At 63.6% G+C, this 23,276-nt stretch carries 24 protein-coding genes; 13 read left to right on the forward strand and 11 right to left on the reverse strand.

Annotated features, from left to right (window positions below):
- The first annotated feature begins 72 nt into the window (after positions 1-72).
- From J7573_RS15235 to J7573_RS15245, 3 genes are all read left to right on the forward strand, one after another.
- Complete coding sequence (locus J7573_RS15235; protein ID WP_294336628.1) at positions 73-750, forward strand: response regulator transcription factor; 678 nt, start codon at positions 73-75, stop codon at positions 748-750.
- Entirely contained in the window at positions 747-2,093 is a 1,347-nt protein-coding gene (locus J7573_RS15240; protein ID WP_294336631.1) for an ATP-binding protein, read from the forward strand. Before J7573_RS15235 ends, J7573_RS15240 begins: the two co-directional genes overlap by 4 nt.
- Before the next feature lie 408 nt (positions 2,094-2,501).
- Positions 2,502-3,824, forward strand: a complete 1,323-nt coding sequence (locus J7573_RS15245) for a dicarboxylate/amino acid:cation symporter (protein WP_060509215.1) — start codon at positions 2,502-2,504, stop codon at positions 3,822-3,824.
- A gap of 53 nt (positions 3,825-3,877) precedes the next feature.
- On the opposite strand, the gene J7573_RS15250 is transcribed toward J7573_RS15245, so the two are convergent.
- A complete protein-coding gene (locus J7573_RS15250; protein WP_110638820.1) occupies positions 3,878-4,372 on the reverse strand; it encodes a SprT family zinc-dependent metalloprotease in 495 nt (164 codons plus the stop codon).
- A gap of 145 nt (positions 4,373-4,517) precedes the next feature.
- Positions 4,518-5,117: a Yip1 family protein gene (locus J7573_RS15255; protein WP_054885573.1), complete on the reverse strand. Its 600-nt coding sequence runs from the start codon at positions 5,115-5,117 to the stop codon at positions 4,518-4,520.
- Positions 5,118-5,380: 263 nt separating this feature from the next.
- Between J7573_RS15255 and ttcA the strand changes: the two genes are divergently transcribed.
- Positions 5,381-6,205 carry a tRNA 2-thiocytidine(32) synthetase TtcA gene (gene ttcA, locus J7573_RS15260; RefSeq protein ID WP_294336639.1) on the forward strand — a complete coding sequence of 275 codons (825 nt, stop codon included), beginning with the start codon at positions 5,381-5,383 and terminating at the stop codon, positions 6,203-6,205.
- Between the two features lie 4 nt (positions 6,206-6,209).
- The gene (locus J7573_RS15265; protein ID WP_294336640.1) at positions 6,210-6,881 is read left to right on the forward strand and encodes a DNA-3-methyladenine glycosylase I; all 672 of its coding nucleotides are present in this window, start codon (positions 6,210-6,212) and stop codon (positions 6,879-6,881) included.
- A 102-nt stretch (positions 6,882-6,983) separates the two neighbouring features.
- On the opposite strand, the gene J7573_RS15270 is transcribed toward J7573_RS15265, so the two are convergent.
- Genes J7573_RS15270 through arsC form a run of 3 tightly spaced genes read right to left on the reverse strand, consistent with a single transcriptional unit; the run spans position 6,984 to position 8,345 of the window.
- Positions 6,984-7,397 (reverse strand): DUF2069 domain-containing protein, encoded by a 414-nt coding sequence (locus J7573_RS15270; RefSeq protein WP_294336642.1) that lies wholly within the window; start codon positions 7,395-7,397, stop codon positions 6,984-6,986.
- Entirely contained in the window at positions 7,390-7,995 is a 606-nt protein-coding gene (wrbA, locus tag J7573_RS15275) for an NAD(P)H:quinone oxidoreductase (RefSeq protein WP_016501124.1), read from the reverse strand. The genes J7573_RS15270 and wrbA overlap by 8 nt, the downstream gene beginning before the upstream one ends.
- Entirely contained in the window at positions 7,992-8,345 is a 354-nt protein-coding gene (arsC, locus tag J7573_RS15280; protein WP_294336677.1) for an arsenate reductase (glutaredoxin), read from the reverse strand. The genes wrbA and arsC overlap by 4 nt, the downstream gene beginning before the upstream one ends.
- Positions 8,346-8,430: 85 nt before the next feature.
- Here arsC and J7573_RS15285 point away from each other — a divergent pair, with 85 nt between their 5' ends.
- Positions 8,431-8,895, forward strand: coding sequence for a TlpA disulfide reductase family protein (locus J7573_RS15285; RefSeq protein WP_294336681.1), 465 nt, complete (start codon positions 8,431-8,433; stop codon positions 8,893-8,895).
- A gap of 34 nt (positions 8,896-8,929) precedes the next feature.
- On the opposite strand, the gene J7573_RS15290 is transcribed toward J7573_RS15285, so the two are convergent.
- The 4 genes from J7573_RS15290 to J7573_RS15305 all read right to left on the reverse strand — a co-directional run bounded on the left by J7573_RS15290 (position 8,930) and on the right by J7573_RS15305 (position 13,607).
- The gene (locus tag J7573_RS15290) at positions 8,930-9,334 is read right to left on the reverse strand and encodes an META domain-containing protein (protein WP_110638815.1); all 405 of its coding nucleotides are present in this window, start codon (positions 9,332-9,334) and stop codon (positions 8,930-8,932) included.
- Positions 9,331-9,768, reverse strand: a complete 438-nt coding sequence (locus J7573_RS15295) for a hypothetical protein (RefSeq protein ID WP_294336684.1) — start codon at positions 9,766-9,768, stop codon at positions 9,331-9,333. Before J7573_RS15295 ends, J7573_RS15290 begins: the two co-directional genes overlap by 4 nt.
- Before the next feature lie 31 nt (positions 9,769-9,799).
- The gene (locus J7573_RS15300; RefSeq protein WP_294336686.1) at positions 9,800-10,789 is read right to left on the reverse strand and encodes a 2-hydroxyacid dehydrogenase; all 990 of its coding nucleotides are present in this window, start codon (positions 10,787-10,789) and stop codon (positions 9,800-9,802) included.
- Positions 10,790-10,856: 67 nt separating this feature from the next.
- Positions 10,857-13,607, reverse strand: a complete 2,751-nt coding sequence (locus J7573_RS15305; RefSeq protein ID WP_294336688.1) for a response regulator — start codon at positions 13,605-13,607, stop codon at positions 10,857-10,859.
- Positions 13,608-13,800: 193 nt separating this feature from the next.
- On the opposite strand from J7573_RS15305, the gene J7573_RS15310 reads away from it, so the two are divergent.
- The 7 genes from J7573_RS15310 to J7573_RS15340 all read left to right on the forward strand — a co-directional run bounded on the left by J7573_RS15310 (position 13,801) and on the right by J7573_RS15340 (position 22,148).
- Positions 13,801-14,517 (forward strand): response regulator transcription factor, encoded by a 717-nt coding sequence (locus tag J7573_RS15310; protein WP_294336693.1) that lies wholly within the window; start codon positions 13,801-13,803, stop codon positions 14,515-14,517.
- 3 nt (positions 14,518-14,520) lie between these two features.
- Positions 14,521-15,918 (forward strand): sensor histidine kinase, encoded by a 1,398-nt coding sequence (locus J7573_RS15315; protein WP_294336695.1) that lies wholly within the window; start codon positions 14,521-14,523, stop codon positions 15,916-15,918.
- Between the two features lie 108 nt (positions 15,919-16,026).
- Positions 16,027-16,926 (forward strand): cysteine synthase CysM, encoded by a 900-nt coding sequence (cysM, locus tag J7573_RS15320; RefSeq protein ID WP_103449500.1) that lies wholly within the window; start codon positions 16,027-16,029, stop codon positions 16,924-16,926.
- On the forward strand, positions 16,927-18,285 hold the full coding sequence (gene rlmD, locus J7573_RS15325) for a 23S rRNA (uracil(1939)-C(5))-methyltransferase RlmD (protein WP_159409203.1): 1,359 nt from the start codon (positions 16,927-16,929) through the stop codon (positions 18,283-18,285). It abuts the gene before it with no gap.
- 96 nt (positions 18,286-18,381) lie between these two features.
- Complete coding sequence (relA, locus tag J7573_RS15330) at positions 18,382-20,622, forward strand: GTP diphosphokinase (protein ID WP_079226867.1); 2,241 nt, start codon at positions 18,382-18,384, stop codon at positions 20,620-20,622.
- Between the two features lie 126 nt (positions 20,623-20,748).
- Complete coding sequence (gene mazG, locus J7573_RS15335; RefSeq protein ID WP_294336702.1) at positions 20,749-21,582, forward strand: nucleoside triphosphate pyrophosphohydrolase; 834 nt, start codon at positions 20,749-20,751, stop codon at positions 21,580-21,582.
- 26 nt (positions 21,583-21,608) lie between these two features.
- Positions 21,609-22,148 carry a DUF2058 domain-containing protein gene (locus J7573_RS15340; protein WP_294336705.1) on the forward strand — a complete coding sequence of 180 codons (540 nt, stop codon included), beginning with the start codon at positions 21,609-21,611 and terminating at the stop codon, positions 22,146-22,148.
- Positions 22,149-22,206: 58 nt separating this feature from the next.
- Here the strand turns inward: J7573_RS15340 and J7573_RS15345 are convergent, their stop codons facing one another.
- Both J7573_RS15345 and J7573_RS15350 read right to left on the reverse strand, forming a co-directional pair.
- Entirely contained in the window at positions 22,207-22,389 is a 183-nt protein-coding gene (locus tag J7573_RS15345) for a hypothetical protein (protein ID WP_294336708.1), read from the reverse strand.
- 170 nt (positions 22,390-22,559) lie between these two features.
- Positions 22,560-23,270 (reverse strand): DUF3108 domain-containing protein, encoded by a 711-nt coding sequence (locus tag J7573_RS15350; RefSeq protein WP_294336712.1) that lies wholly within the window; start codon positions 23,268-23,270, stop codon positions 22,560-22,562.
- Positions 23,271-23,276 lie beyond the last annotated feature (6 nt).

Raw genomic sequence — 23,276 nt, forward strand, 5'->3', positions numbered from 1 at the left:
GAGCGGGTTTATCGAGGCGTCGAACCGCCGCGAAGAGGCCAGCACAGGCAACACATTAAAGAGGAGTCTTGAATGAAATTGCTGGTGGTCGAGGACGAAGCCCTGCTGCGGCACCACCTCCTCACACGCCTGGGTGAAAGCGGCCATGTGGTCGAAGCCGTGGCCAATGCCGAAGAAGCGCTGTACCAGGTCGAACACTTCCATTTCGACCTGGCCATCGTCGACCTGGGCCTGCCTGGCATCAGCGGTCTCGAGCTGATCGGCCGCCTGCGCAGCCAGGGCAAGACCTTTCCCATCCTCATTCTCACCGCCCGTGGCAACTGGCAGGACAAGGTCGAAGGCCTGGCTGCCGGTGCCGACGACTATCTGGTCAAGCCGTTCCAGTTCGAGGAACTCGAAGCGCGCCTGAACGCCTTGCTGCGTCGCTCCAGCGGTTTCACCCAGTCGACCATCGCCGCCGGCCCCCTGGTGCTGGACCTCAATCGCAAACAGGCAACCCTGGATGAGCAGCCGCTGGCACTGACGGCCTACGAGTACCGCATCCTCGAGTACCTCATGCGTCATCACCAGCAAGTGGTGGCCAAGGACCGCCTGATGGAGCAGCTCTATCCCGGCGACGAGGAGCGTGACCCCAACGTCATCGAGGTGCTGGTCGGCCGCCTGCGCCGCAAGCTCGAGGGCGAGAGTGGTTTCAAGCCGATCGACACGGTGCGCGGCCTCGGCTACTTGTTCACCGAGCGCTGCCGATGATCCGCTCGCTGCGGGTGCGGCTGATGCTCGCGGCGGCAGTGCTGGCGCTGCTGTTCATGCTGGGGCTGCTGCCTGCCTTGCAGAAGGCTTTCAGCCTGGCCCTGAAGGAATCGATCGAGCAGCGCCTGGCTTCGGATGTGACCACGCTGATATCCGCCGCGCGCATCGAGCACGGCCAGTTGCAGATGCCCGAATTGCTGCCGGACGAGCGCTACAACCTGCCGTACACCGGCCTGCTGGGCTACATCTTCGACCGTGACGGCAACCTGGTCTGGCATTCGCGCGCCACCGCCGACCGGCACATCAATTACCGCCCGCGCTACGACGGGCGTGGCAATGAGTTCGCCCGTATCCATCAGAACGATGGCGAAGAGTTTTTCGTCTATGACGTCGAGATCAAGCTGCTCGGCGGCCAGAGCGCGGCCTACAGCATCGTGGCACTGCAGCCGGTGAGTGAATACAAGGCCACGCTCAATGGCCTGCGCGAAAAGCTCTACCTGGGCTTTGGCGCGGCCTTGCTGGCCCTGCTGGCGCTGCTCTGGGCCGGCCTGACCTGGGGGCTGCGTTCGCTGCGCCGGTTGAGCACTGAGCTGGATGAGGTGGAGTCTGGTGCACGTGATGGCCTCAGTGGTGAGCACCCGCGTGAACTGCTGCGCCTGACCCGCTCGTTGAACCGCTTGTTGAGTAGCGAGCGCGAACAACGCACCCGTTACCGCGATTCGTTGGGCGACCTGGCGCACAGCCTGAAGACCCCGCTGGCAGTATTGCAGGGCGTGGGCGAGAGCATGCAGCAGCGTGCCGGCGAGCGCGAGCAGGCGCGGGTGCTGCAGAGCCAGATCGAGCGCATGAGCCAGCAGATCGATTACCAGCTTCAGCGCGCCAGCCTGCGCAAGAGCGGCCTGGTGCGCCACAGCGTGCTGCTGCTGCCGGTGCTGGAGAGCTTGTGCAGCACCTTGACCAAGGTCTATCGCGACAAGCGGGTCGAGGTCGAGCTGGATGTGCCTGCGCAGGCGCATGTGCCGATGGAGCAGGGCGCGTTGCTGGAGCTGCTGGGCAATCTGCTGGAGAACGCCTACCGGCTGAGCCTGGGGCACGTGCGGGTGAGCCTGCGGGAGGCGCCCGGCACGCTGACACTGTGCATCGAGGACGACGGCCCCGGGGTACCGGCTGACCAGCGTGAGCGGATTCTCGAGCGCGGTGAACGGCTGGACCGGCAGCACCCGGGGCAGGGCATTGGCCTGGCGGTGGTCAAAGATATCGTCGACAGCTATGACGCCGAGCTGACCCTTGATGAATCCACGTTGGGCGGGGCCGTCTTCTGCATCACGTTGCACCTTGATTGATCGGTTGCAATGCCGGCCCTTTCGCGGCTAAAGCCGCTCCCACAGGGACCTCACCGTATTTGAGCCTGGTGCTATCCCTGTGTGGCCTTAGCCGCGAAAGGGCCGGCACAGGCATTAGCGACTCGGGCGGATTCCCGCCATTTCCTTTGTACATTTCCCGCCACCGGGCGGAAATCCGCCACCTTTCCTCAGAAAATTCGCCCCGTCGTTGGGCATTTACAGCCCGTAAACATTAGCGCTGCACCCAAGATGGGCATTTTGGCATCGCCCTTGCTATCTCACTGGCAGAGGCCTGCCCAGGCAGCTCGAACACAACGACAAATCCCTCCAGGTGCAGGAGGGTTAGCGATTCAGGTGCTTGCACACCCTGGGAAGGGTGAAGCCGGCACACTTGAGGAAAAATGAGCCATGACGACACGTCAGCCGCTGTACAAATCCCTGTATGTCCAGGTGTTGGTCGCCATCACCATCGGCATCCTGCTCGGCCACTTCTACCCCGAAACCGGCGTCGCCCTTAAGCCTTTGGGTGATGGTTTCGTCAAACTGATCAAGATGGTCATCGCGCCCATCATCTTCTGTACCGTGGTCAGCGGCATCGCCGGCATGCAGAGCATGAAGTCGGTCGGCAAGACTGGCGGCTACGCGCTGTTGTACTTTGAAATCGTCTCCACCATCGCCCTGATCATCGGCCTCGTTGTCGTCAACGTGGTCCAGCCGGGCGCGGGCATGCACATCGACGTCAGCACCCTGAACGCCAGCAGCGTGGCCGCCTACGCCGCCGCCGGCGCACAGCAGACCACCGTCGGCTTCCTGCTCAACATCATCCCCAACACCGTGGTGGGTGCCTTCGCCAACGGCGACATCCTGCAAGTGCTGATGTTCTCGGTGATCTTCGGTTTCGCCCTGCACCGCCTGGGCAGCTACGGCAAGCCGGTGCTGGACCTGATCGATCGCTTCGCCCATGTGATGTTCAACATCATCAACATGATCATGAAGCTGGCCCCGGTCGGTGCCTTCGGCGCCATGGCGTTCACCATCGGCCAGTACGGCGTGGGTTCGCTGGTGCAACTGGGCTACCTGATGGCCTGCTTCTATATCACCTGCCTGCTGTTCGTGCTGGTGGTGCTGGGCGGTATCTGCCGCGCTCACGGTTTCAGTGTGCTCAAGCTGATCCGCTACATCCGTGAAGAGCTGATGATCGTGCTGGGCACTTCCTCCTCGGAATCGGCCCTGCCGCGCATGCTGGCCAAGATGGAGCGCCTGGGTGCCAAGAAGTCGGTCGTCGGCCTGGTGATCCCGACCGGTTATTCGTTCAACCTCGACGGTACCTCGATCTACCTGACCATGGCCGCGGTGTTCATCGCCCAGGCCACCGACACCCACATGGACATCACCCACCAGATCACCCTGCTGCTGGTGCTGCTGGTGGCGTCCAAAGGTGCTGCCGGCGTGACCGGTTCGGGCTTCATCGTGCTGGCTGCCACCCTGTCGGCCGTCGGCCACCTGCCGGTTGCCGGCCTGGCGCTGATCCTCGGTATCGACCGCTTCATGTCCGAAGCCCGCGCACTGACCAACCTGGTCGGCAACGCCGTGGCCACCGTGGTCGTGGCCAAGTGGGTGAAGGAGATGGACGACGACAAGCTGGCCTCCGAGCTGGCTTCCGGTGGCGCGCCGCTGGAGTTGTCGGTACCTACCGATGACCTGGGCGTTGCAGAAACCCCGGTGCGTTGATCCTGACGCGGTAAAAAAGAAGGCGACCCTTGGGTCGCCTTTCTTGTGCCTGCCTATTCGACGCGGGTTTCGCCGCTGTACACCAATATCCCCCGGCAGCGCCGGCACAAGTAGCGCCGCCCCTGGCGCACCAGCTTGTGCCGCTGCGCGGTAAACGGGAAATCACCCTCCGGGCATGGGCAGCGGTAGATGTAGCGGGTCACCACCCGCCGCTGCACTGCATAGTTGTGGCAGCGATTCGGCGGCAGTTCATACACCCCGCGCATGATCAGCTGCCACTCCTCGCCATGGGCCTGGATGCGGTCACCAAACAGTTGGTGGGCCACCAGGTGCGCCACTTCATGGGCCACGGTCTGGCGTAGGAAGTCGTCCTGGTTCTCGCGATACAGCTGCAGGTTGAAGCGCAGCAGGTTCTCGTGCAAATGGGCGACGCCGGCCTTCTGGCCGCGCAGCTTGAAGCTGACTTCCGGGCGCGGGAAGGGGCGTTTGAAGAAGGCTTCGGCTTGCTGGTAACAGGTTTCGACGCGTTGTTTGAGCAGCTCGGGCATGGCGGGGTGGTTCTCCTGACCGGGCATTATGCCGGATGCCTGTCGCGGTTGCCGAGCCACCGGTCAGCAGGCAGGCATCGTGATAAAGACAAAGGCCGCCTTGCGGCGGCCCCTGGCTTGATGCCCTATGTTGGCTGGATCTGATCTAGTTGGTGTACACGGGCCCCACGCCCAAACCCCAGATGATCACGGTTGCAGCCATGATCGCCACCAGCACCACGAGGCCCACTGCCAGCACGGAGCTGGAGAACAGGAAGCCTTCATCTGACGGTATGTTCATGAACGTCGGCAAGCCGACATACAGCAGGTACACGGTGTAGCAAATGGCAGCGGTCCCCACCAGCATGCCCAGCCACAGGTGCGGATAGAGCGCCGCCAGGCCACCTAGGAACAGCGGGGTGGCGGTATAGGTGGCAAAGGCGATGCATTGCGCCATGGACGGGTTGGCATCGTAGGTACGGGCCATCCAGTGGATGAAGGCACCCATCACCGCCACCCCGGCGAGCATCGCCACGTAGGACATGATGCTCATCCAGATCGCGCTGTCCATGGTCAGCATCACCGCCGGTCTGCCGCCGATCACCCAGCCCACCTGGGTTGTGCCGATAAAGGCCGAAATGGCGGGAATCGCCGCCAAGATGAGTGTATGAGTCAGGTACATGTGGCTGATGCTTTCTTCTTCGCCACGAATCTCCCGCCATTCCTGGTCGGGATGGGTAAACAGCCCCACAACGTGATGAATCATGCCGGTCACTCCTCTCAATGTTGCCAATCGCCCCCCACATGGAGCGCAAGCGGCCCGAGGCCAGGACACCGAAGCAGAACGGTAATGTGGCCTTATGTCGCAGTATAGGAAGCCAATCCCTGCACAAACCGTGCTTTTTAGAGCAAATTGCGCTGTCAGGGCCGTTGTTGATTCCCTTGAAGTCTTTATCGGAATCCCTACAGGTGCGCGTGGTTTGTGCGTAAAATAGCCGGCTTTTGTCACACCTCGCGGATCCAAGCGCTATGGGCACCCTCTCGGTCAACCAGAACAAACTGCAAAAACGCCTGCGTCGTCTCGCTGGCGAAGCCATCACCGACTACAACATGATCGAAGAGGGCGACAAGGTCATGGTCTGCCTGTCTGGCGGCAAGGACAGCTACACCATGCTCGACGTTCTGTTGCACCTGCAGAAGGTGGCACCGATCAAGTTCGAGATCGTCGCGGTGAACATGGACCAGAAGCAGCCGGGCTTCCCCGAACATGTGCTGCCGGCCTACCTCAAGGAGCTGGGCGTCGAGTACCACATTGTCGAGAAGGACACCTACTCGGTGGTCAAGGAGCTGGTGCCCGAGGGCAAGACCACCTGCTCGCTGTGCTCGCGCCTGCGCCGTGGCACCCTTTACACCTTCGCCGATGAAATCGGTGCGACCAAGATGGCCCTGGGGCACCACCGCGACGACATCGTCGAAACCTTCTTCCTCAACATGTTCTTCAACGGCGCGCTCAAGGGCATGCCGCCGAAGCTGCGCGCCGACGACGGCCGCAACGTGGTGATCCGCCCGCTGGCCTACTGCAGCGAGAAGGACATCCAGGCCTACTCGGACATGAAGGAATTCCCGATCATCCCGTGCAACCTCTGCGGCTCGCAGGAGAACCTGCAGCGCCAGGTGGTCAAGGACATGCTGGTGGAATGGGAGCGCAAGCACCCGGGCCGCACCGAAAGCATCTTCCGCGCCATGCAGAACGTGGCGCCGTCGCAGCTGGCCGACCGCAACCTGTTCGATTTCACCAGCCTGAAGATCGACGAGAACGCCACACCGCGTTTCCTCGACGTGGTAAACATCTGAGGCCATGCGCGATTACCAGTGGCTGTACGCGTACTGCCTGAACCGCTTTGGCTCGGCCGAGGCGCTGGAAGCCTTCCTGCCGCAGCCGCGCACGCCAGCGCAGCTGCGCGACATCGCTGACGACCGCTACCTGTCGACCCTGGCCCTGCGCGTGTTCCGCGCCGGGCTCAAGCACAGCCTGGTGGATGCCAAGTGGCCAGCGTTCGAGCAAGTGTTCTTCGGCTTCGACCCGGAAAAGGTGGTGCTGATGGGCGCCGAGCACCTGGAGCGGTTGATGCACGACGAGCGCATCATCCGTCACCTGGGCAAGCTCAAGAGCGTGCCGCGCAATGCGCAGATGATCCTCGATGTGGCGAAGGAGAAGGGTAGCTTCGGCGCGTTCATTGCCGACTGGCCGGAGAGCGACATCGTCGGGCTGTGGAAGTACCTGGCCAAGCACGGTAACCAGCTGGGCGGGTTGTCGGCGCCGCGCTTCCTGCGCATGGTCGGCAAGGATACCTTCATCCCTACCGAAGACATGGCGGCGGCGTTGATTGCACAGAAGGTGATCGACAAGCAGCCGACCAGCCAGCGTGACCTGGCCCTGGTGCAGCAAGCGTTCAATCAATGGCACGCAGAGAGCGGGCGGCCGCTGTGCCAGTTGTCGGTGATGCTGGCGCATACCGTCAACCATTGAGATCAGTGTTGCCTTCTTCGCGGGCATGCCCGCTCCCACAAGTACAGCTCAGGCCTCAAGTGCACCGCAGTCCCTGTGGGAGCGGGCGTGCCCGCGAAGAAGTTAACTCCCTTCGCCCGCCATGCGCCGTTCGAACTGGAATTTCCAGCGCACATACAGCAGCCCGGCAATGAACAACCCCAGGCTCACCAGCACTTCCACCCAGCCAAACACTGCACGCGCCGGGTCGAACGCCGCCAGCACGCCCTTGATGAAATAGATATTCACCACGAAGCAGGTCCAGGCATGCGCCCGGGCACTGCCCATCAGCATGCCCGGCAGCAACAGCAGCAGAGGCACCAGTTCGATCGCCAGGATCACTTCGACCCGCGCCCCATGCAGGTTGGCGAACCACAGGTTGTTCACCACCAGCAGCGCGATCAGGCCAAAGAAACAGGCCAGGCTCAACGCCCGCGTCAGGCGCAGCCGCGGTGCCAGCCATTCGAGTGCTGGCAATACCTTGGGCTTTTTAGCCACGCGCGGCCTCCAGGGCCTTGGCGGTGGTCGCCAGGCGTTGACCAAGGGCGCGGCACAAAGCGATCTCGTGCTGGTCCAGCTCGCGCTTGCCATCGGCACCGGCATGGTGGCTGGCGCCGTAGGGAGTGCCGCCACCGCGGGTCTCCAGCAGTGCCGATTCACTGTAAGGCAGGCCCATCACCAGCATGCCGTGGTGCATCAGCGGCAGCATCATCGACAGCAGGGTGGTCTCCTGGCCGCCGTGCAGGCTGGCGGTGGAGGTGAACACGCCAGCCGGTTTGCCGACCAGTTCGCCACCCAGCCACAGGCTACTGGTGCCATCGAGGAAGTACTTCAGCGGTGCGGCCATGTTGCCGAAGCGGGTCGGGCTGCCCAGCACCAGGCCGGCGCAGTGACGCAGGTCGTCGAGGGTGGCGTACAGCGCGCCGCTGGCCGGGATGTCTGGGGCCACCGCTTCGCACTCGGTGGAAATCGCCGGCACTGTGCGCAAGCGCGCTTCCATGCCGGCCAGCTCGATGCCGCGGGCGATGTGCCGGGCCATTTCGCTGGTCGAGCCGTGACGGCTGTAATACAGCACCAGGATGTAAGGCGCACTCACGGCAGGATCTCCAGCACCTTCTCTGGCGGGCGGCCGATCACGGCCTTGTCACCGGCGATCAGGATGGGGCGTTCAATCAGCTTGGGGTGCTGGACCATGGCGTCGATCAGTTGCGCGTCGGTCAGCACCAGGTTGCCCAGGTCCAGGGCCTTGTATTCGTCTTCGCCGCTGCGCAGCAGCTGGCGCGGGGCGATACCCAGCTTGCCGAGCAGGGCCTTGAGGGTGGCTGCGTCTGGCGGGGTTTCCAGGTAGCGCACGATGGTCGGTGCCAGGCCACGTTGTTCAAGCAGTTCCAGCGCGCCGCGGGATTTCGAGCAGCGCGGGTTATGATAGAGCGTCAAGTCAGTCATGTCGGGTCGCATCCAGCTGGGTGTGGCGGCTATTCTAACCGCAGCGACTGACCTATTTGCTTGAAACTTCGAGAAGGATTGACCCATGGCAAGGCGTCTGGCAGCAGTACTGGCCATCACCGCGAGCCTGTTGCTCGGTGGTTGCGGTGCCGATTACGGCGTGGACCAAGATGGTAAGGCAGTAAAGGCGGAACAGATCGACGGGCACTGGGTAGTGCTCAATTACTGGGCCGAATGGTGTGGCCCATGCCGTACCGAGGTACCTGAACTGAACCAGGCCGCCAAGCAATGGGCGGCCGATGGCATCAAGGTGGTCGGGGTGAACTTCGATGGCCTGCAGGGCCCGGAACTGAAGCAGGCCGCGGAGGCCTTGGGCATCGGTTTCACCGTGCTGGCGCAGGACCCGGCCGAGCGTTATGACCTGCCACGCAGCGAGGCGCTGCCGGTGACCTACATCATCGATGACAAGGGCAAGGTGCGTGAGCAATTGCTGGGCGAGCAGACCCTGGAAGGGCTGCAGGCCAAGATCAAGGCGCTCAAAGGCGCCTGATGCATTTGGGGCCGCAATGCGGCCCCAAACATTTTCAGCCTTCTTCAGGCCAGAAGCGCAGTGGCTTGCCTTCGGCCGGCCAGAAGCGCATCTGCTCGACCGGCGACACATCCCAGCGCTGTACGGTCTCCAGCGCCTGCAAGAAGCGTTTTTCCTGCTCCATCAACGCCGGGGCACACAGTTTACGGGTCTTGCCGACCTTGCCGAAGCTCAGGTGCTCACCGTCCAGCGTATACGGCGCAAACCAGTGGTTGCAGCCGGCATTGCCGTAGGCGCGGCCATCGCTGGCCAGGGTCAGGGTCAGGTGGCTATAGTCGATCAGCGGACGCTCGCCGATCCACTCCAGTACGTAGCTGCGCTCCTGCTGCAGCTTCGAAGGTTCGGCAGCACAGCCGAGCAGGCCGGTGGCAATCAGCACACCGGTCAGCAGATTCTTCACTCGGCGCTCTCCTGGCAACGCGGGCACAGGTGCTTGTCGCTACGGCTGGCCCAGCCCAGTTCGGCGATACGGGCGCTGGCAGCCGGCTGACGGGCTGCCTTGCCAAGTTTGGCGTCGACGGCGAACTCGAAGTCCAGCACCGCGTCGCAGCTGTCGCACTCGACCTTCCAGGTGAGAATTTCCAGCTCGTTGAACACCGGGCCGCTGGCCACGGCAACCCACTGGCCGCGTGGGTTGATCAGGTGGCGCACGCTTTCCACGGTCAGGCGCATGGCCAGGTCCTTGCTGCCCTTGAGGGTCACGATCAGGACGTCGCCCTTGTGCATCGAGCCACCGTTGCCGGTCACCTGGTAACGGCCCGGAACCAGGGCGCGGCACTCGATCAAGGTGTGTTGCGGGTTGAAAAGGGTGTAGCGGAAATCGTGCTCGACCATGGGTCCTCCAGAAATGCCGCGTATCCTAGCATCAACCGGTGACCAGATTCTGCGGATTACCCGCCGCCCAGCGGATGATGTTGTCCAGGGTGGTGGCGGCGATGGCGTCCAGTGCTTCGCGGGTCAGGAATGCCTGGTGTGCGGTGATGATCACGTTGGGGAAGGTCAGCAACCGCGCCAGCACATCATCCTGCAGCGGCAGGTCGGAACGGTCCTCGAAAAACAGCTGGGCTTCCTCTTCATACACATCCAGGCCCAGATAGCCGAGCTGGCCGCTTTTCAGGGCATCGATCAGCGCCGGCGTGTCGACCAGCGCACCGCGGCCGGTGTTGATCAGCATGGCGCCTGGCTGCAACTGGTTCAGGCTTTGCGCATTGATCAGGTGCCGGGTGTGCTCGGTCAGCGGGCAGTGCAGGCTGATGATTCGCGCTTCGCGCAGCAGATCGGGCAGGTCCAGGTAGCGGGCCCCCAGGGCCAGCAGCTCTGGGTTGGGGTAGGGGTCATACGCCAGCAGCTGGCAGCCGAAGCCGGCCATGATACGGGCGAAGGCCGCGCCAATCTGGCCGGTGCCGACCACGCCGACGGTCTTGCCATGCAGGTCGAAGCCGGTCAGCCCGTGGAGGGTGAAGTCGCCTTCGCGGGTGCGGTTGTAGGCCCGGTGCAGGCGGCGATTGAGCGCCAGGATCAGGGCTACGGCGTGCTCGGCCACGGCATGCGGTGAATAGGCCGGCACGCGCACCACCGCCAGGCCAAGGCGCTGAGCGGCGGCCAGGTCGACATGGTTGTAGCCGGCCGAGCGCAGGGCGATCAGCCGCGTGCCGCCAGTGGCCAGGCGCTGCAGTACCTGGGCGTCGAGTTCGTCGTTGATGAAGGCGCAGACGACCTCGTGGCCCTGGGCCAGAGGGGCGGTGTCGAGGGTCAGGCGGGTGGGCTGGAAGTGCAGGTCAAGGGCGCTGCCTTGGGCGGCCTGGGTGAAGCTTTCCTGGTCGTAGTGCTGGCTGCTGAACAACAGAACGCGCATGGTGAGGCCTCGTATTTGCTGATTGATAATGCAGGCTTTGTGTAGGAGCGCCCCGGCAAGGCCGCTCCTACAAGGCCTGCGCAGCCAGGCGGTAGATGGCCGCATCCAGCTCATCCAGCGCCTGCTGTGCCTGCGGGCTGTCCTGCTTGAGCAGGGTCTCGCTGCGCTGACACGCCGCGCGCAGCTGGGGCACGCCGCAATAGCGCGAGGCGCCGTTGAGCCGGTGCACCTGCTCGATCAATGTCGACGGGTCATCCGCTTCACGCGCAGCGCGAATCGCCTGGCGGTCGCTTTCCAGCGACGCCAGCAGCATGGCCAGCATGTCGGCAGCCAGGTCTGGCTTGCCGGCGGCCAGGCGCAAGCCTTCGTCCGGGTCCAGCACCGGCAGCTCATGGTTGTCGCCATGCGGCTCGTTGGCATGCTCCAGTGGCGACGCGCCCAGGCTCAGCCCGGTCCATTTCATGACCACCTGGGCCAACTGTCGCTCGCTGATCGGCTTGGTCAGGTAATCGTCCATGCCGCTGTGCAACAAGGCACGTTTCTCGTTGGCCATGGCATGGGCCGTCAGGGCGACGATCGGCAGCGGGCTGCCGCTCTGGGTCTTTTCCCACAGGCGGATCTGCTCGGTGCAGGCCCGTCCGTCCATGCCGGGCATCTGCACGTCCATCAGCACCAGGTCGAAAGGCTCGGCCTGAACCGCCTGCACGGCGGCATGGCCGTTGTCGACTGCCAGCACTTCGGCGCCCAGGTCTTCGAGCAGCGTCTGCACCAGCAGCAGGTTGGCGGCATTGTCGTCGACGCACAGTATCTTCGCCAGGCGTTGGCCGCTGCTGGCCAGTGCCGGTTCGGCCAGCGGCCGGCGTGGTTGCACCAGCTCCTGCAGCAGGCGGCGCAATTTGCGCGTGCAGGTCGGTTTGGACAGCAACTGACCATGACCGTTAGGCAGGAAGGGGTGGTACAGCGCCTGCTCGGTGGTCGGGCACAGCACCACGCACTGGCAGTGCAAACGCTCCAGCTGCTGGTTGTACTGACCGAGCTGCTCCGGCGAAAGTGTGCCGAGGTTGGCGCCAAGTACCGCGAACTCGAAAGGCAAGCCGGCCTGGAAGCCCGCCTGCACACCCTGCAGCAACTGATCATAGGAGGCGAACAGGCTGACGCTCAGGCCACAGTCCTCGAGCTGGTGCTCCAGGGCCTGGCGGGCCAGCTCATGGCCGTCGACAATGGCCGCTCTGCGCCCCAGCAATGGTTGCAGCGGTTGCTCCTCGATGTCGTCGTGGGCCTTGGGCAGGCTCAAGCTGATCCAGAACTGCGAGCCTTCACCCGGTGTACTGTCGACGCCAATCTCGCCGCCCATCTGCTCGATCAGGCGCTTGGAAATCACCAACCCCAGGCCGGTACCGCCGGGCTGGCGGGCCAGCGAGTTGTCGGCCTGGCTGAACGCCTGGAACAGGGTGCGCACGTCTTGGGGCGACAGGCCTATGCCGGTGTCCTGCACGCTGATGCGCAGCTGGGCGCAGTCATCCTGTTCGTCCTCGAGCATGGCCCTGACGACGATGGTGCCTTCGCGGGTGAACTTGATCGCGTTGCTCACCAGGTTGGTGAGGATCTGTTTCAGCCGCAACGGGTCGCCGATCAGCGACGTTGGCGTGTCGCGGTAGATCAGGCTGAGCAGTTCGAGCTGTTTGGCGTGGGCGGCGGGGGCGAGGATGGTCAAGGTGTCCTGGACCAGGTCGCGCAAGTTGAACGGGATACTGTCGAGCACCAGTTTGCCGGCCTCGATCTTGGAGAAGTCGAGGATCTCGTTGATGATCCCCAGCAAGTTGTCGGCGGACTTCTCGATGGTGCTCAGGTAGTCCAGCTGCCGCGGGGTCATCTCGCTCTTCTGCAGCAGGTGGGTGAAGCCGAGGATGCCATTGAGCGGCGTGCGGATCTCGTGGCTCATGTTGGCCAGGAACTCCGACTTGATGCGGCTGGCCTCCAGGGCCTCCTTGCGCGCCATGTCCAATTCGATGTTCTGGATCTCGATGGTTTCCAGGTTCTGGCGCACGTCCTCGGTGGCCTGGTCGATGCTGTGCTGCAGCTCCTCGTGGGCGCCGTGCAGGGTTTCGGCCATGCGGTTGATGCCGCGGGCCAGTTCGTCCAGTTCATGGCTGCCCATGGCCGGCAGGCGTTCGTCGAGGTGGCCGTCCTTGAGCTGGTTGACCGCACGCTTGATGCGTGCGATCGGGTCATTGATGGTGCGGCTCATGCGCATCGCCAGCAGGCCACTGAGGGCCAGGCAGGCGAGGATCAGCAACACGCTGGTGAACAGGTTGCGGTAGCCGCGCAACAACGTGCCGTCGTGGGACAGCTCGATCTCGACCCAGCCCAGCAGGCGCTCGGCCTCGGCCGGTACGGCATCGGTGGCCAGGTCGCGGTGGTGGCCGAACACCGGCATCAGGTAACGGGTGGCGTCGTTGCCGGTGCGCTGCAGCAACTGGGTGCCGGTGCCGCCGCTGGGGGCCTGGTTGATCATGCTCGGCCCGGCATGGGCCAGGCGGCTGCGGTCGGGGGCGAGGAATGCCACGGCGCGCACGTCGGCCTGCTCCAGGGTCTGCGCGGCGATGCGCTCCAGCTGGGCGGGTGCCTGCCGTGCCAGGGCCGGTGCGGCCAGCGGTGCCAGCTGCTCGGCGAGCATCTTGCCGCGCTGCAGCAACTGGGTGCGCAACTGGTCCTGCTGCAGCCAGGTGAAATAGCTGCCCAGCACCAGTGCCATCAGGCTGGCCGGCAGCAGTGCCAGCAGCAGCACCCGGCTTCTGATTCCCAAACGATCGAGCACACTCGCCTCCTGTGATGTGCCTGGACGCCGTCGTCGCAGCGACGGAACAAAGCGGAAAGTTACTCCGCTGGCTGCGCTAATGCACCCATTGAATGTCATTTCGTTGCCTGGCCAAGGCATTGGTCGCAGGGCGGTTGCCTGGAAGGAGAGCATGCACAATAATTGCGCAACTGAGAATGGATGGCAGTTGCCAATGAATCCTGTAGCTAATTACACCTCCCGCATCCTGGCGATCGAGGACGATCTGGTCCTGGGTGCGTACCTGCACGAAGAGCTGCAGCGGGGCGGCTTCCAGGTCACCTGGTGCCGCAATGGCCTGGATGGCCTGGAGGCGGCCGGTCGGCAACGCTTTGACGTGGTACTGATGGATATCCTGCTGCCTGGCCTCAATGGCCTGGATGCCCTGGCCCGGCTGCGCCAGCATAGCGCCACGCCAGTGATCCTGATGTCGGCGTTGGGCGCCGAGGCCGACCGCATCAGCGGCTTCCAGCGTGGTGCCGACGATTATCTGCCCAAGCCCTTCAGCATGGCCGAGCTGCAAGTGCGGATCGAGGCGATACTGCGTCGGGTCGCCCTTGAGCGACGTCATCAGCCGCCGCTGGAGGTCGCCGGAGACGAGTTGTACTTCGACGAGGACCTGTGCGACGTCAGCCTGGGCGGTCAGCCGGCCGGCATGACGCCGAGCGAATTCCGCCTGTTCGACATCCTTTACCGTAATGTCGATGAAGTGCTGAGCAAGCCCTTCCTTTATCAGCAGGTGCTGCAGCGCGGCTACTCGCGGCATGACCGTAGCCTCGACATGCACATCAGCCAGATTCGCCGCAAGCTCAAGGGTATCGATTACCACGAGCGGCAGATCCGCACTGTGTGGGGCAAAGGCTACGTGCTCAGTGCTGGCGAAGCGGAGTAAGCCATGCTCGATCGCCACTCGCTGTTCTGGAAGCTGGCCATTCTGCTGGTGGGGTTCTGCCTGCTGATGATCGGCCTCAGCTACACCTGGGGCCGTCATATGGAGACCCAGAACGCCTTTCTTGACCCGTCGGCCCGCCAGGTACTGCGCGACTATGCCAGCGAGGCGGAAAAGGCCTGGCGCGGCGGCGGGCGTGAAGGGCTGGACCGCTGGGTGGCGGCGATGCACCAGCGTGAGCATGTCTGGATCGGTGTGCTCGACCTGAATCTGCGGCCAATGGACAGCGCCATTCTCGGCCCCGAGATCATGCAGCGGCTCACCCGTCTGCGGGGCGTCGACTGGCCGATGAGCCGGCGCAGCGTCGACCAGCCTTGGTTGCGCCTTCCGTTCCCCGGTGCGCCGGAGCAGGGCATGCTGGTGATCGAGCTGCCGCAACGGCTCAATCCTGGCCAATATCGGTTTGCCTGGCAGGTCGTCACCAATGGCATCATTCCCGGCCTGTTCACCTTGCTGCTGTGCGTCGGCCTGTACCGCATGCTGATCGTCCCGCTCAATCAACTGCGCGAGCAGGCCAATGCCTGGCGCGCCGACCAGCTTTCGGCACGCCTGGATTCCCGTACCACAGCCCGCCACGACGAGCTGGGCGAGCTGGCCCGAGCCTTCGATCAGATGGCCGAGCGACTTCAAGGCACTGTGGTGATGCAGCAGCAACTGCTGCGAGACCTGTCCCACGAAATGCGTACTCCGCTCAGCCGCCTGCGTGTGGCCTGCGACGGCGAGACCGACCTTGCGCGCCTGCGTGAGCGCCTGGGGCGTGAGGTGGACTGCATGCAACAGCTGGTCGAGAACACGCTGCAGCTGGCTTGGCAGGATGCCGAGCGTACGCCGATGAACCTTGAGCCGATCCAGGTTCAGGCGCTGTGGGACCTGCTGGCCGAGGACGCCAGCTATGAAAGCGGCTGGTCGGCCGAGCGGTTGCGCTGCGAGCTGCCGGGCAATTGCTGGGTGCAGGGCAACCTCAACCACCTGGCCCAGGCCGTGGAGAACATGCTGCGCAACGCCATCCGCCATTCGCCGGAAAACGGCCTGGTGCGGTTGGGTGGGCAGCGCGAGGGCGGGTATTGGCGTTTGTGGCTGGAGGATGAGGGCGGGGGTGTGGCCGATGAAGACCTGGAGCGGATCTTTGCACCGTTCTCCCGACTCGATGGCTCACGACCGGGGGATGGCGGATTTGGCCTGGGGCTGAGCATTGCCCGCAGTGCGATCCAGCGTCAGGGCGGGACCTTGTGGGCGGAGAATGGCAAGCGCGGGCTGCGGCTGTGCATGAGGCTGCCGCTTCATGTGCCGGCCCCTTCGCGGGACAAGCCCGCGCCAACAGAGACAGCGATAAGCTGCTCGTAGCTTACCGCTTATAGCTTGTAGCTATAGCGACCACAGATTGCGTGATATGGCCGGGAAGTGTTTGCCGGTATGATAGGCACCCCTGCCGTCCGGATTGTGAAATACGCCATGACCTTGCAGTACCCAACCATCGCCGATTGCGTCGGCAATACGCCCCTGGTTCGCCTGCAGCGCATCGCTGGCGAAACCAGCAATACCCTCCTGCTCAAGCTCGAAGGTAACAATCCCGCCGGCTCGGTGAAGGACCGTCCGGCACTGTCGATGATCACCCGCGCCGAACTGCGCGGCCAGATCAAGCCAGGCGACACCCTGATCGAAGCCACCTCCGGCAATACCGGCATCGCTCTGGCGATGGCGGCGGCGATCAAGGGTTACAAGATGATCCTGATCATGCCCGACAACTCCACCGCCGAACGCAAGGCAGCCATGACCGCCTACGGCGCCGAGCTGATTCTGGTAACCAAGGAAGAGGGCATGGAAGGTGCCCGCGACCTCGCCGAGAAGTTGCAGGCCGAGGGCCGCGGCCTGGTCCTCGACCAGTTCGCCAACGGCGACAACCCGATCGCCCACTACACCAGCACCGGCCCGGAAATCTGGCAGCAGACCCAGGGCACCATTACCCATTTCGTCAGTTCCATGGGGACCACCGGTACCATCATGGGCTGCTCGCAGTACCTCAAGGAACAGAACCCCAACGTGCAAATCGTTGGCCTGCAACCGATGGAGGGCTCGGCCATTCCGGGGATCCGTCGCTGGCCCGAGGAGTATCTGCCAAAGATTTTCGATGCCACCCGCGTCGACCGCGTGATGGACATGTCCCAGCAGGAGGCCGAGGACACCACTCGCCGCCTCGCGCGCGAAGAGGGCATTTTCTGTGGCGTGTCTTCCGGTGGTGCGGTGGCAGCCATGCTGCGCCTGTCCCGCGAAGTGGAAAACGCCGTGATGGTCGCGATCATCTGTGACCGCGGCGACCGTTATCTGTCCACCGGCCTGTTTGACCCGAGCTAAATGTCCAAGAAGAAAAGCAACAGCGGCCTGCGCTTCCAGCCGGCCGGCGGCAACCGTACGCCCCAGGTCCCCGTGGGCAAGAAGCAGCGCCTGGATATCGAGCGCCTGGCCGGTGACGGCCGCGGCATCGCCTTCCTGGAGGGGCGCACCTGGTTCGTCAGTGGCGCGTTGGCCGGTGAAGCGGTCGAGGCGCGGGTGCTCAATGCTCGCGGCAAGGTCGTCGAGGCGCGCCTGGAGCGTGTGCTGCAAGCCAGCCCCGAACGCCGTCAGGCACCGTGCCGGCACTACGAGCGGTGCGGCGGCTGCAACCTGCAGCACCTGCCGCACGACGCCCAGCTGGCGCTCAAGCAGCGCACCCTGGCCGAACAGCTGCAACGGGTAGCCGGCGTGCAGCCCGAAGAATGGGCCGCGCCCCTGAGCGGGCCGGAATTCGGCTACCGGCGCCGGGCGCGGGTGGCCGTGCGCTGGGACGTGAAGGCAAAGCACCTGGATGTCGGCTTCCGCGCCGAAGCCAGCCAGGAAATTGTCTCCATCGATGACTGCGCCGTGCTGGTACAGCCTTTGCAATCTATTCTTCGCCACTTGCCGACCGTGCTGCGCTCGCTGGGCAAACCGCAGGCGATCGGCCATGTGGAGCTGTTCAGTGGTACCGCCGAAGCCGTGCTCGTGCGCCATGTGGCGCCGCTGCCGGCGGACGACCTGGCGCGCTTGCAGGCATTCTGTGACGAGGCCAAGGCCCAGCTCTGGCTGCAGGGCGAAGGTGAGCCGGCCCCTGTGGATGCCGAGGCGAAACTGGGCTTTGCCCTGGCACCCTGGCAACTGGAACTGGCCTGGCGCCCGGGCGATTTCGTCCAGGTCAACGCCCAGGTCAACACGGCAATGATCGAGCAGGCCCTGGCCTGGCTCGCACCGCAAGCTGACGAGCGTGTGCTGGACCTGTTCTGCGGCCTGGGCAACTTCGCCCTGCCGCTGGCGCGTCAGGCACGTGAAGTGGTGGCGGTGGAAGGTGTACAGGCCATGGTCGATCGGGCCGCGGCCAATGCCCGGAACAACGATGTGCATAACGCCGCGTTTTTTCAGGCCGATTTATCGCAGCCTTTGGCAGGCGCCGGATGGGCCGCCGAGGGCTTTTCTGCGGTACTCTTGGATCCACCGCGCGACGGTGCATACGAGGTGGTGCAAGGTATCGCCCGCCTCAACGCCAAGCGCTTGGTGTATGTATCGTGCAACCCGGCCACGCTGGCGCGAGACGCCCAGGTGCTGGTCGGCCAGGGGTACCGGTTAAAAAGGGCCGGGATTCTCGACATGTTTCCTCAGACGGCGCATGTCGAAGCCATGGCGTTATTCGAAGCGGGCTAGCAGGCTGGCCCCTTGGTGCGGCTTCCACGGACGCGAAGCTGCACGGTGATAGCCAGCGCACCCGTGTGGTGCGCTGTATGGAAAGGTAAAACAAAGATGGTACAGGTGAGAGTGCACCAGCCGGTCAACACGGACGGCAGTATCAATCTCGAAGCATGGCTGGATCATGTGGTGAGCGTCGATTCGGCACTGGATCGCGTGGCGCTGAAAGAAGCCTGCGAGTTCACCCAGGAAATCGAAAAGAAGGGCAACCCTGCCAAGCATTCGTGGGCCGATGGAACGTCCAGTTATCAGGCCGGTCTGGAAATCGCTGAAATCCTCGCCGACCTCAAGCTCGACCAGGATTCGTTGGTCGCGGCGGTGATCTATCGCTCGGTCCGTGAAGGCAAGGTGACCCTGGCCGAAGTCGGTCAGCGCTTTGGCCCGGTGGTGTCCAAGCTGATCGACGGCGTGCTGCGCATGGCCGCCATCAGCGCCAGTCTCAGCCCGCGCCAGTCGCTGGTGCTGGGCTCGCAGGCGCAGGTCGAGAACCTGCGCAAGATGCTCGTGGCCATGGTCGACGACGTACGCGTGGCGCTGATCAAGCTGGCCGAGCGTACCTGTGCGATCCGGGCGGTGAAGTCCGCTGATGACGAAAAGCGCCTGCGCGTGGCGCGCGAGGTGTTCGACATCTATGCGCCGCTGGCCCACCGGCTGGGCATCGGCCACATCAAATGGGAGCTGGAAGACCTGTCCTTCCGCTACCTGGAGCCTGACCAGTACAAGCAGATCGCCAAGCTGTTGCACGAGCGCCGACTGGACCGTGAGCGCTTCATCAGCGACGTGATGAACCAGCTGCAGAACGAATTGCTGGCCACCGGGGTCAAGGCCGATATCAGCGGTCGGGCGAAACACATCTATTCGATCTGGCGCAAGATGCAGCGCAAAGGCCTGGAGTTCAGCCAGATCTACGACGTGCGTGCGGTGCGCGTGCTGGTGCCTGAGGTGCGTGACTGCTATACCGCGCTGGGTATCGTGCACACCCTGTGGCGGCACATCCCCAAGGAGTTCGACGACTACATCGCCAACCCCAAGGAAAACGGCTATCGCTCGCTGCACACTGCGGTGATCGGCCCCGAGGGCAAGGTGCTGGAAGTGCAGATCCGTACCCACGGCATGCACGAGGAAGCCGAACTCGGCGTCTGCGCCCACTGGCGTTACAAGGGTACCGACGTCAAGCCGAGCTCCAACCACTACGAAGAGAAGATCTCCTGGCTGCGCCAGGTGCTCGAATGGCATGAAGAGCTGGGCGACATCGGTGGCCTGGCCGAGCAGCTGCGGGTCGATATCGAACCCGACCGGGTCTACGTGTTCACACCGGATGGCCACGCCATCGACCTGCCCAAGGGTGCCACGCCGCTGGACTTCGCTTACCGCGTGCACACCGAGATCGGCCACAACTGCCGTGGCGCCAAGATCAACGGGCGCATCGTGCCGCTCAACTACAGCCTGCAGACCGGCGAGCAGGTGGAGATCATCACCAGCAAGCACGGCAACCCGAGCCGTGACTGGCTGAACTCCAACCTCGGCTACGTCACCACCTCGCGGGCCCGGGCCAAGATCGTCCATTGGTTCAAGCTGCAGGCGCGTGACCAGAACGTCGCTGCCGGCAAGACCTTGCTCGAACGCGAACTCAGCCGCCTGGGCCTGCCGCAGGTGGACTTCGAACGCCTGGCCGAGAAGACCAACGTCAAGACCGCCGAGGACATGTTTGCCTCGCTCGGTGCCGGTGACCTGCGCCTGGCGCACCTGGTCAACGCCGCCCAGCAACTGCTTGAGCCCGAGCGCATCGAGCAGATTGAGCTGGTGCCGCGCAAGCCTACCGGCCCGCGTACCGGCAAGCGTGGCGACATCCAGATCCAGGGCGTCGGCAACCTGCTCACGCAGATGGCCGGCTGCTGCCAGCCGCTGCCGGGCGATGCCATCGTCGGCTACATTACCCAGGGCCGCGGCGTCAGCATCCACCGCCAGGACTGCGCCTCGGCGCTGCAGCTGGCCGGGCGCGAGCCGGAGCGGATGATCCAGGTCAGTTGGGGGCCGATCCCGGTGCAGACCTACCCGGTCGACATCGTCATCCGCGCCTACGACCGCCCAGGGTTGCTGCGCGACGTGTCGCAGGTTCTGCTCAACGAGAAGATCAACGTGCTGGCGGTCAACACCCGCTCGAACAAGGAAGACAACACCGCGCTGATGTCGCTGACCATCGAGATTCCGGGCCTGGATGCGCTGGGGCGCCTCCTGGGCAGGATTTCGCAGTTGCCGAACATCATCGAAACGCGGCGTAATCGTACCCCTTGAAGCCGCGGCGCCTGCTTCGCGGGTAAACCCGCTCCCACAGGAACGGTGCAGATTTCGAAACCTGCATCCATCTTGTGGGAGCGGGCTTACCCGCGAAGAAGGCACCACCGAAGGACCTGCTTAACCATGACCTACACCCTCGAAGACCTGCTGCACCTCATGGCCCGTCTGCGCGACCCGCAGTACGGCTGCCCGTGGGACCTGAAGCAGAACTACGCGAGCATCGTGCAGCACACCATCGAAGAGGCCTACGAAGTCGCCGACACCATCGAGCGCGGCGATTTCGAACACCTGCAGGGCGAGCTCGGCGACCTGTTGTTCCAGGTGGTCTACTACAGCCAGCTGGCCCAGGAAGAAGGGCGTTTCGAGTTCGATGGCGTGGTCGACAGCATCACCCGCAAGCTGATCCGCCGTCACCCCCACGTATTCCCGACGGGCGAGCTGTACGCGCCGCTGGACACCCCCAGCCTGAACGAGGCCCAGGTCAAGTCACGCTGGGAGGAGATCAAGGCCGAGGAGCGTGCCGAGAAAAGCACCCCTGAACAACTGTCGCTGCTCGATGACGTACCGACGGCATTGCCGGCGCTGTCGCGGGCGGCCAAACTGCAGAAGCGCGCGGCCACCGTCGGTTTCGACTGGCCAGCGGCGCTGCCTGTGCTGGACAAGGTGCGCGAGGAACTCGACGAAGTGTTGCAGGCCATGGCCGACAACGACGCCGACGCCCTCGAGGATGAAGTCGGCGACCTGCTGTTTGCCGCCGTAAACCTGGCCCGCCACCTCAAGCAAGACCCGGAAAACGCCCTGCGCCGCGCCAACCGCAAGTTCGAGCGGCGTTTCCGCTTCATCGAACAGGCATTGCGCGACAGCGGCCGGCCGATTGAACATTGTAACCTTGACGAGCTGGACGCCCTTTGGGGTGAAGCCAAGCGTCAGGAAAAGAACCTGCCCAGCTGCGGCTGAGCTGTTGCATAAGTGAGTGAACATTCATGAGCCTTTCCCTTCGCGACCAATTGCTCAAAGCCGGTCTGGTCAACCAGAAACAGGTCTCGCAGACCAACAAAGCTGAAAAGAAACAGAAGCGCATGGAGCACAAAGGCCAGGTCGAGGTCGACGACAGCCAGCAGCGCATGGCCAAGGAAGCCATGGCCGAGAAGGCCAAACGTGACCAGGAGCTGAATCGCCAGCAGCAGGAAAAGGCCGAGCAGAAGGCCCGCGTGGCGCAGATCAAGCAGTTGATCGAAGCCACCCGCCTGCCCAAGCTGACCACCGAGGACTACTACAACTTCGTCGACGACAAGAAGGTCAAGCGCATTGCCGTCAACGCCCTGATGCGCACCCGCCTGAGCAACGGCGCGCTGGCCATCGTGTCGCATGCCGGCGGCTACGAAGTGATCCCGCGCGAGGCGGCGGTGAAGATCCAGGAACGCGACCCGAGCCGCATTCTGCTGCTCAATACCCATGTCGAGGAAGCGGACGAGGACGATCCGTACGCAGCCTACAAGATCCCAGACGATCTGATGTGGTAAGCACGAAAAACCCCGCCTTGGCGGGGTTTTTTACTGGAAGACTGTATCAAGGTTCGGGTTACTGCGTGGTGCGCTGGTTTTCCAGCTCTTCGAGCTCTGCCCGGTACTGGTGAGCTTCATGTTCCTGGTGGAACATCCCTACCAGTTGGCCTTGTTGGTGCACATCCCAGATCCGCACGCCAGCGGCCAGGCCTTCGTGGGACATTCTCGATTCGTCACGTTCGGTTACTTGGACTGTCATCGGTAAACTCCACTGCTTTGAGTTGACTGCGACACTGTGTCGCACAACCCCTTTATAGAGTTTGTTAGCAGGCTAAGTAAATAAAACAGGCATGAAACAAGTTTCATGAAAGCAGGGCAAAAAGAAGCCCCGCACAGGGCGGGGCTCCGGATACTGCGGGCTGCAGCGGATCAGTTACCCTTCACCGTTTTGCCGTCGACCGTGCCATTCTGCAGCACGATCACGTACTCTTTGCCATCGGTCTCGACCTGGCGCAACTGCACCAGCAGGTAGTCCCAGTCCTTGGCGAACCACAGCTCGGTGACACGCTTGTTCTGGGCTGGGGCACGCACGCGCTCGACCTTCACCGCCTCGACCTGGCCGGTCTTGGTGGTGATTTTCTCGGTGCCGAGCACGCGGAAGTCGTAGTTGTCGATCTCGTCGCCATCGACCACCTGGTAGGTCATGCTCTTCTTGCCGGCAGCCACATCGTGCTGCAGGGCCAGCTGGTAGGACGACTTGTCCAGCACGCCGCGGTTGAGCGGCAGGTTGATGGCATCCTTGCGGTCGGTACCGGTGATCTTCTTGGCGTTCCAGTCGAAGGTCAGGTCGACGGTCTTGGCCTTGCCCAGGCCGCCGCGCTCGAAGTGGTACTTCTGCGGCAGCAGGGTGTCGTTGTCCATGCGCAGGGTGCTTTGCTCGGTCAGGCTGGCGATCATCATGGAGGCCTTGAAATCAAGGTTCCAGCTGCCGTCCTTGTTCTTGACCAGGCTGCGCTCGGCGGTGCCGCTCATGGGCAGTTGCTTCCAGTCTGCGGTGTAGCTTGCCGAGAACGGCTTCAGGTCAGCTGCCTGGAGGGGCAGGGCGAGCACGGTGAGAGCCAATAGCAGGGCGCGACGCATAAGTTC

The sequence above is a fragment of the Pseudomonas sp. genome (assembly GCF_017744435.1).
Lineage (GTDB): Bacteria > Pseudomonadota > Gammaproteobacteria > Pseudomonadales > Pseudomonadaceae > Aquipseudomonas.

What these genes read in the sequence shown, in the direction of transcription:
- J7573_RS15235 (WP_294336628.1), top strand. Translation starts at nt 73, where the DNA reads ATGAAATTGCTGGTGGTCGAGGACGAAGCCCTGCTGCGGCACCACCTC.
- J7573_RS15240 (WP_294336631.1), top strand. Translation starts at nt 747, where the DNA reads ATGATCCGCTCGCTGCGGGTGCGGCTGATGCTCGCGGCGGCAGTGCTG.
- J7573_RS15245 (WP_060509215.1), top strand. Translation starts at nt 2,502, where the DNA reads ATGACGACACGTCAGCCGCTGTACAAATCCCTGTATGTCCAGGTGTTG.
- J7573_RS15250 (WP_110638820.1), bottom strand. Translation starts at nt 4,372, where the DNA reads ATGCCCGAGCTGCTCAAACAACGCGTCGAAACCTGTTACCAGCAAGCC.
- J7573_RS15255 (WP_054885573.1), bottom strand. Translation starts at nt 5,117, where the DNA reads ATGATTCATCACGTTGTGGGGCTGTTTACCCATCCCGACCAGGAATGG.
- ttcA (WP_294336639.1), top strand. Translation starts at nt 5,381, where the DNA reads ATGGGCACCCTCTCGGTCAACCAGAACAAACTGCAAAAACGCCTGCGT.
- J7573_RS15265 (WP_294336640.1), top strand. Translation starts at nt 6,210, where the DNA reads ATGCGCGATTACCAGTGGCTGTACGCGTACTGCCTGAACCGCTTTGGC.
- arsC (WP_294336677.1), bottom strand. Translation starts at nt 8,345, where the DNA reads ATGACTGACTTGACGCTCTATCATAACCCGCGCTGCTCGAAATCCCGC.
- J7573_RS15285 (WP_294336681.1), top strand. Translation starts at nt 8,431, where the DNA reads ATGGCAAGGCGTCTGGCAGCAGTACTGGCCATCACCGCGAGCCTGTTG.
- J7573_RS15295 (WP_294336684.1), bottom strand. Translation starts at nt 9,768, where the DNA reads ATGGTCGAGCACGATTTCCGCTACACCCTTTTCAACCCGCAACACACC.
- J7573_RS15300 (WP_294336686.1), bottom strand. Translation starts at nt 10,789, where the DNA reads ATGCGCGTTCTGTTGTTCAGCAGCCAGCACTACGACCAGGAAAGCTTC.
- J7573_RS15310 (WP_294336693.1), top strand. Translation starts at nt 13,801, where the DNA reads ATGAATCCTGTAGCTAATTACACCTCCCGCATCCTGGCGATCGAGGAC.
- J7573_RS15315 (WP_294336695.1), top strand. Translation starts at nt 14,521, where the DNA reads ATGCTCGATCGCCACTCGCTGTTCTGGAAGCTGGCCATTCTGCTGGTG.
- cysM (WP_103449500.1), top strand. Translation starts at nt 16,027, where the DNA reads ATGACCTTGCAGTACCCAACCATCGCCGATTGCGTCGGCAATACGCCC.
- rlmD (WP_159409203.1), top strand. Translation starts at nt 16,927, where the DNA reads ATGTCCAAGAAGAAAAGCAACAGCGGCCTGCGCTTCCAGCCGGCCGGC.
- relA (WP_079226867.1), top strand. Translation starts at nt 18,382, where the DNA reads ATGGTACAGGTGAGAGTGCACCAGCCGGTCAACACGGACGGCAGTATC.
- mazG (WP_294336702.1), top strand. Translation starts at nt 20,749, where the DNA reads ATGACCTACACCCTCGAAGACCTGCTGCACCTCATGGCCCGTCTGCGC.
- J7573_RS15340 (WP_294336705.1), top strand. Translation starts at nt 21,609, where the DNA reads ATGAGCCTTTCCCTTCGCGACCAATTGCTCAAAGCCGGTCTGGTCAAC.
- J7573_RS15345 (WP_294336708.1), bottom strand. Translation starts at nt 22,389, where the DNA reads ATGACAGTCCAAGTAACCGAACGTGACGAATCGAGAATGTCCCACGAA.
- J7573_RS15350 (WP_294336712.1), bottom strand. Translation starts at nt 23,270, where the DNA reads ATGCGTCGCGCCCTGCTATTGGCTCTCACCGTGCTCGCCCTGCCCCTC.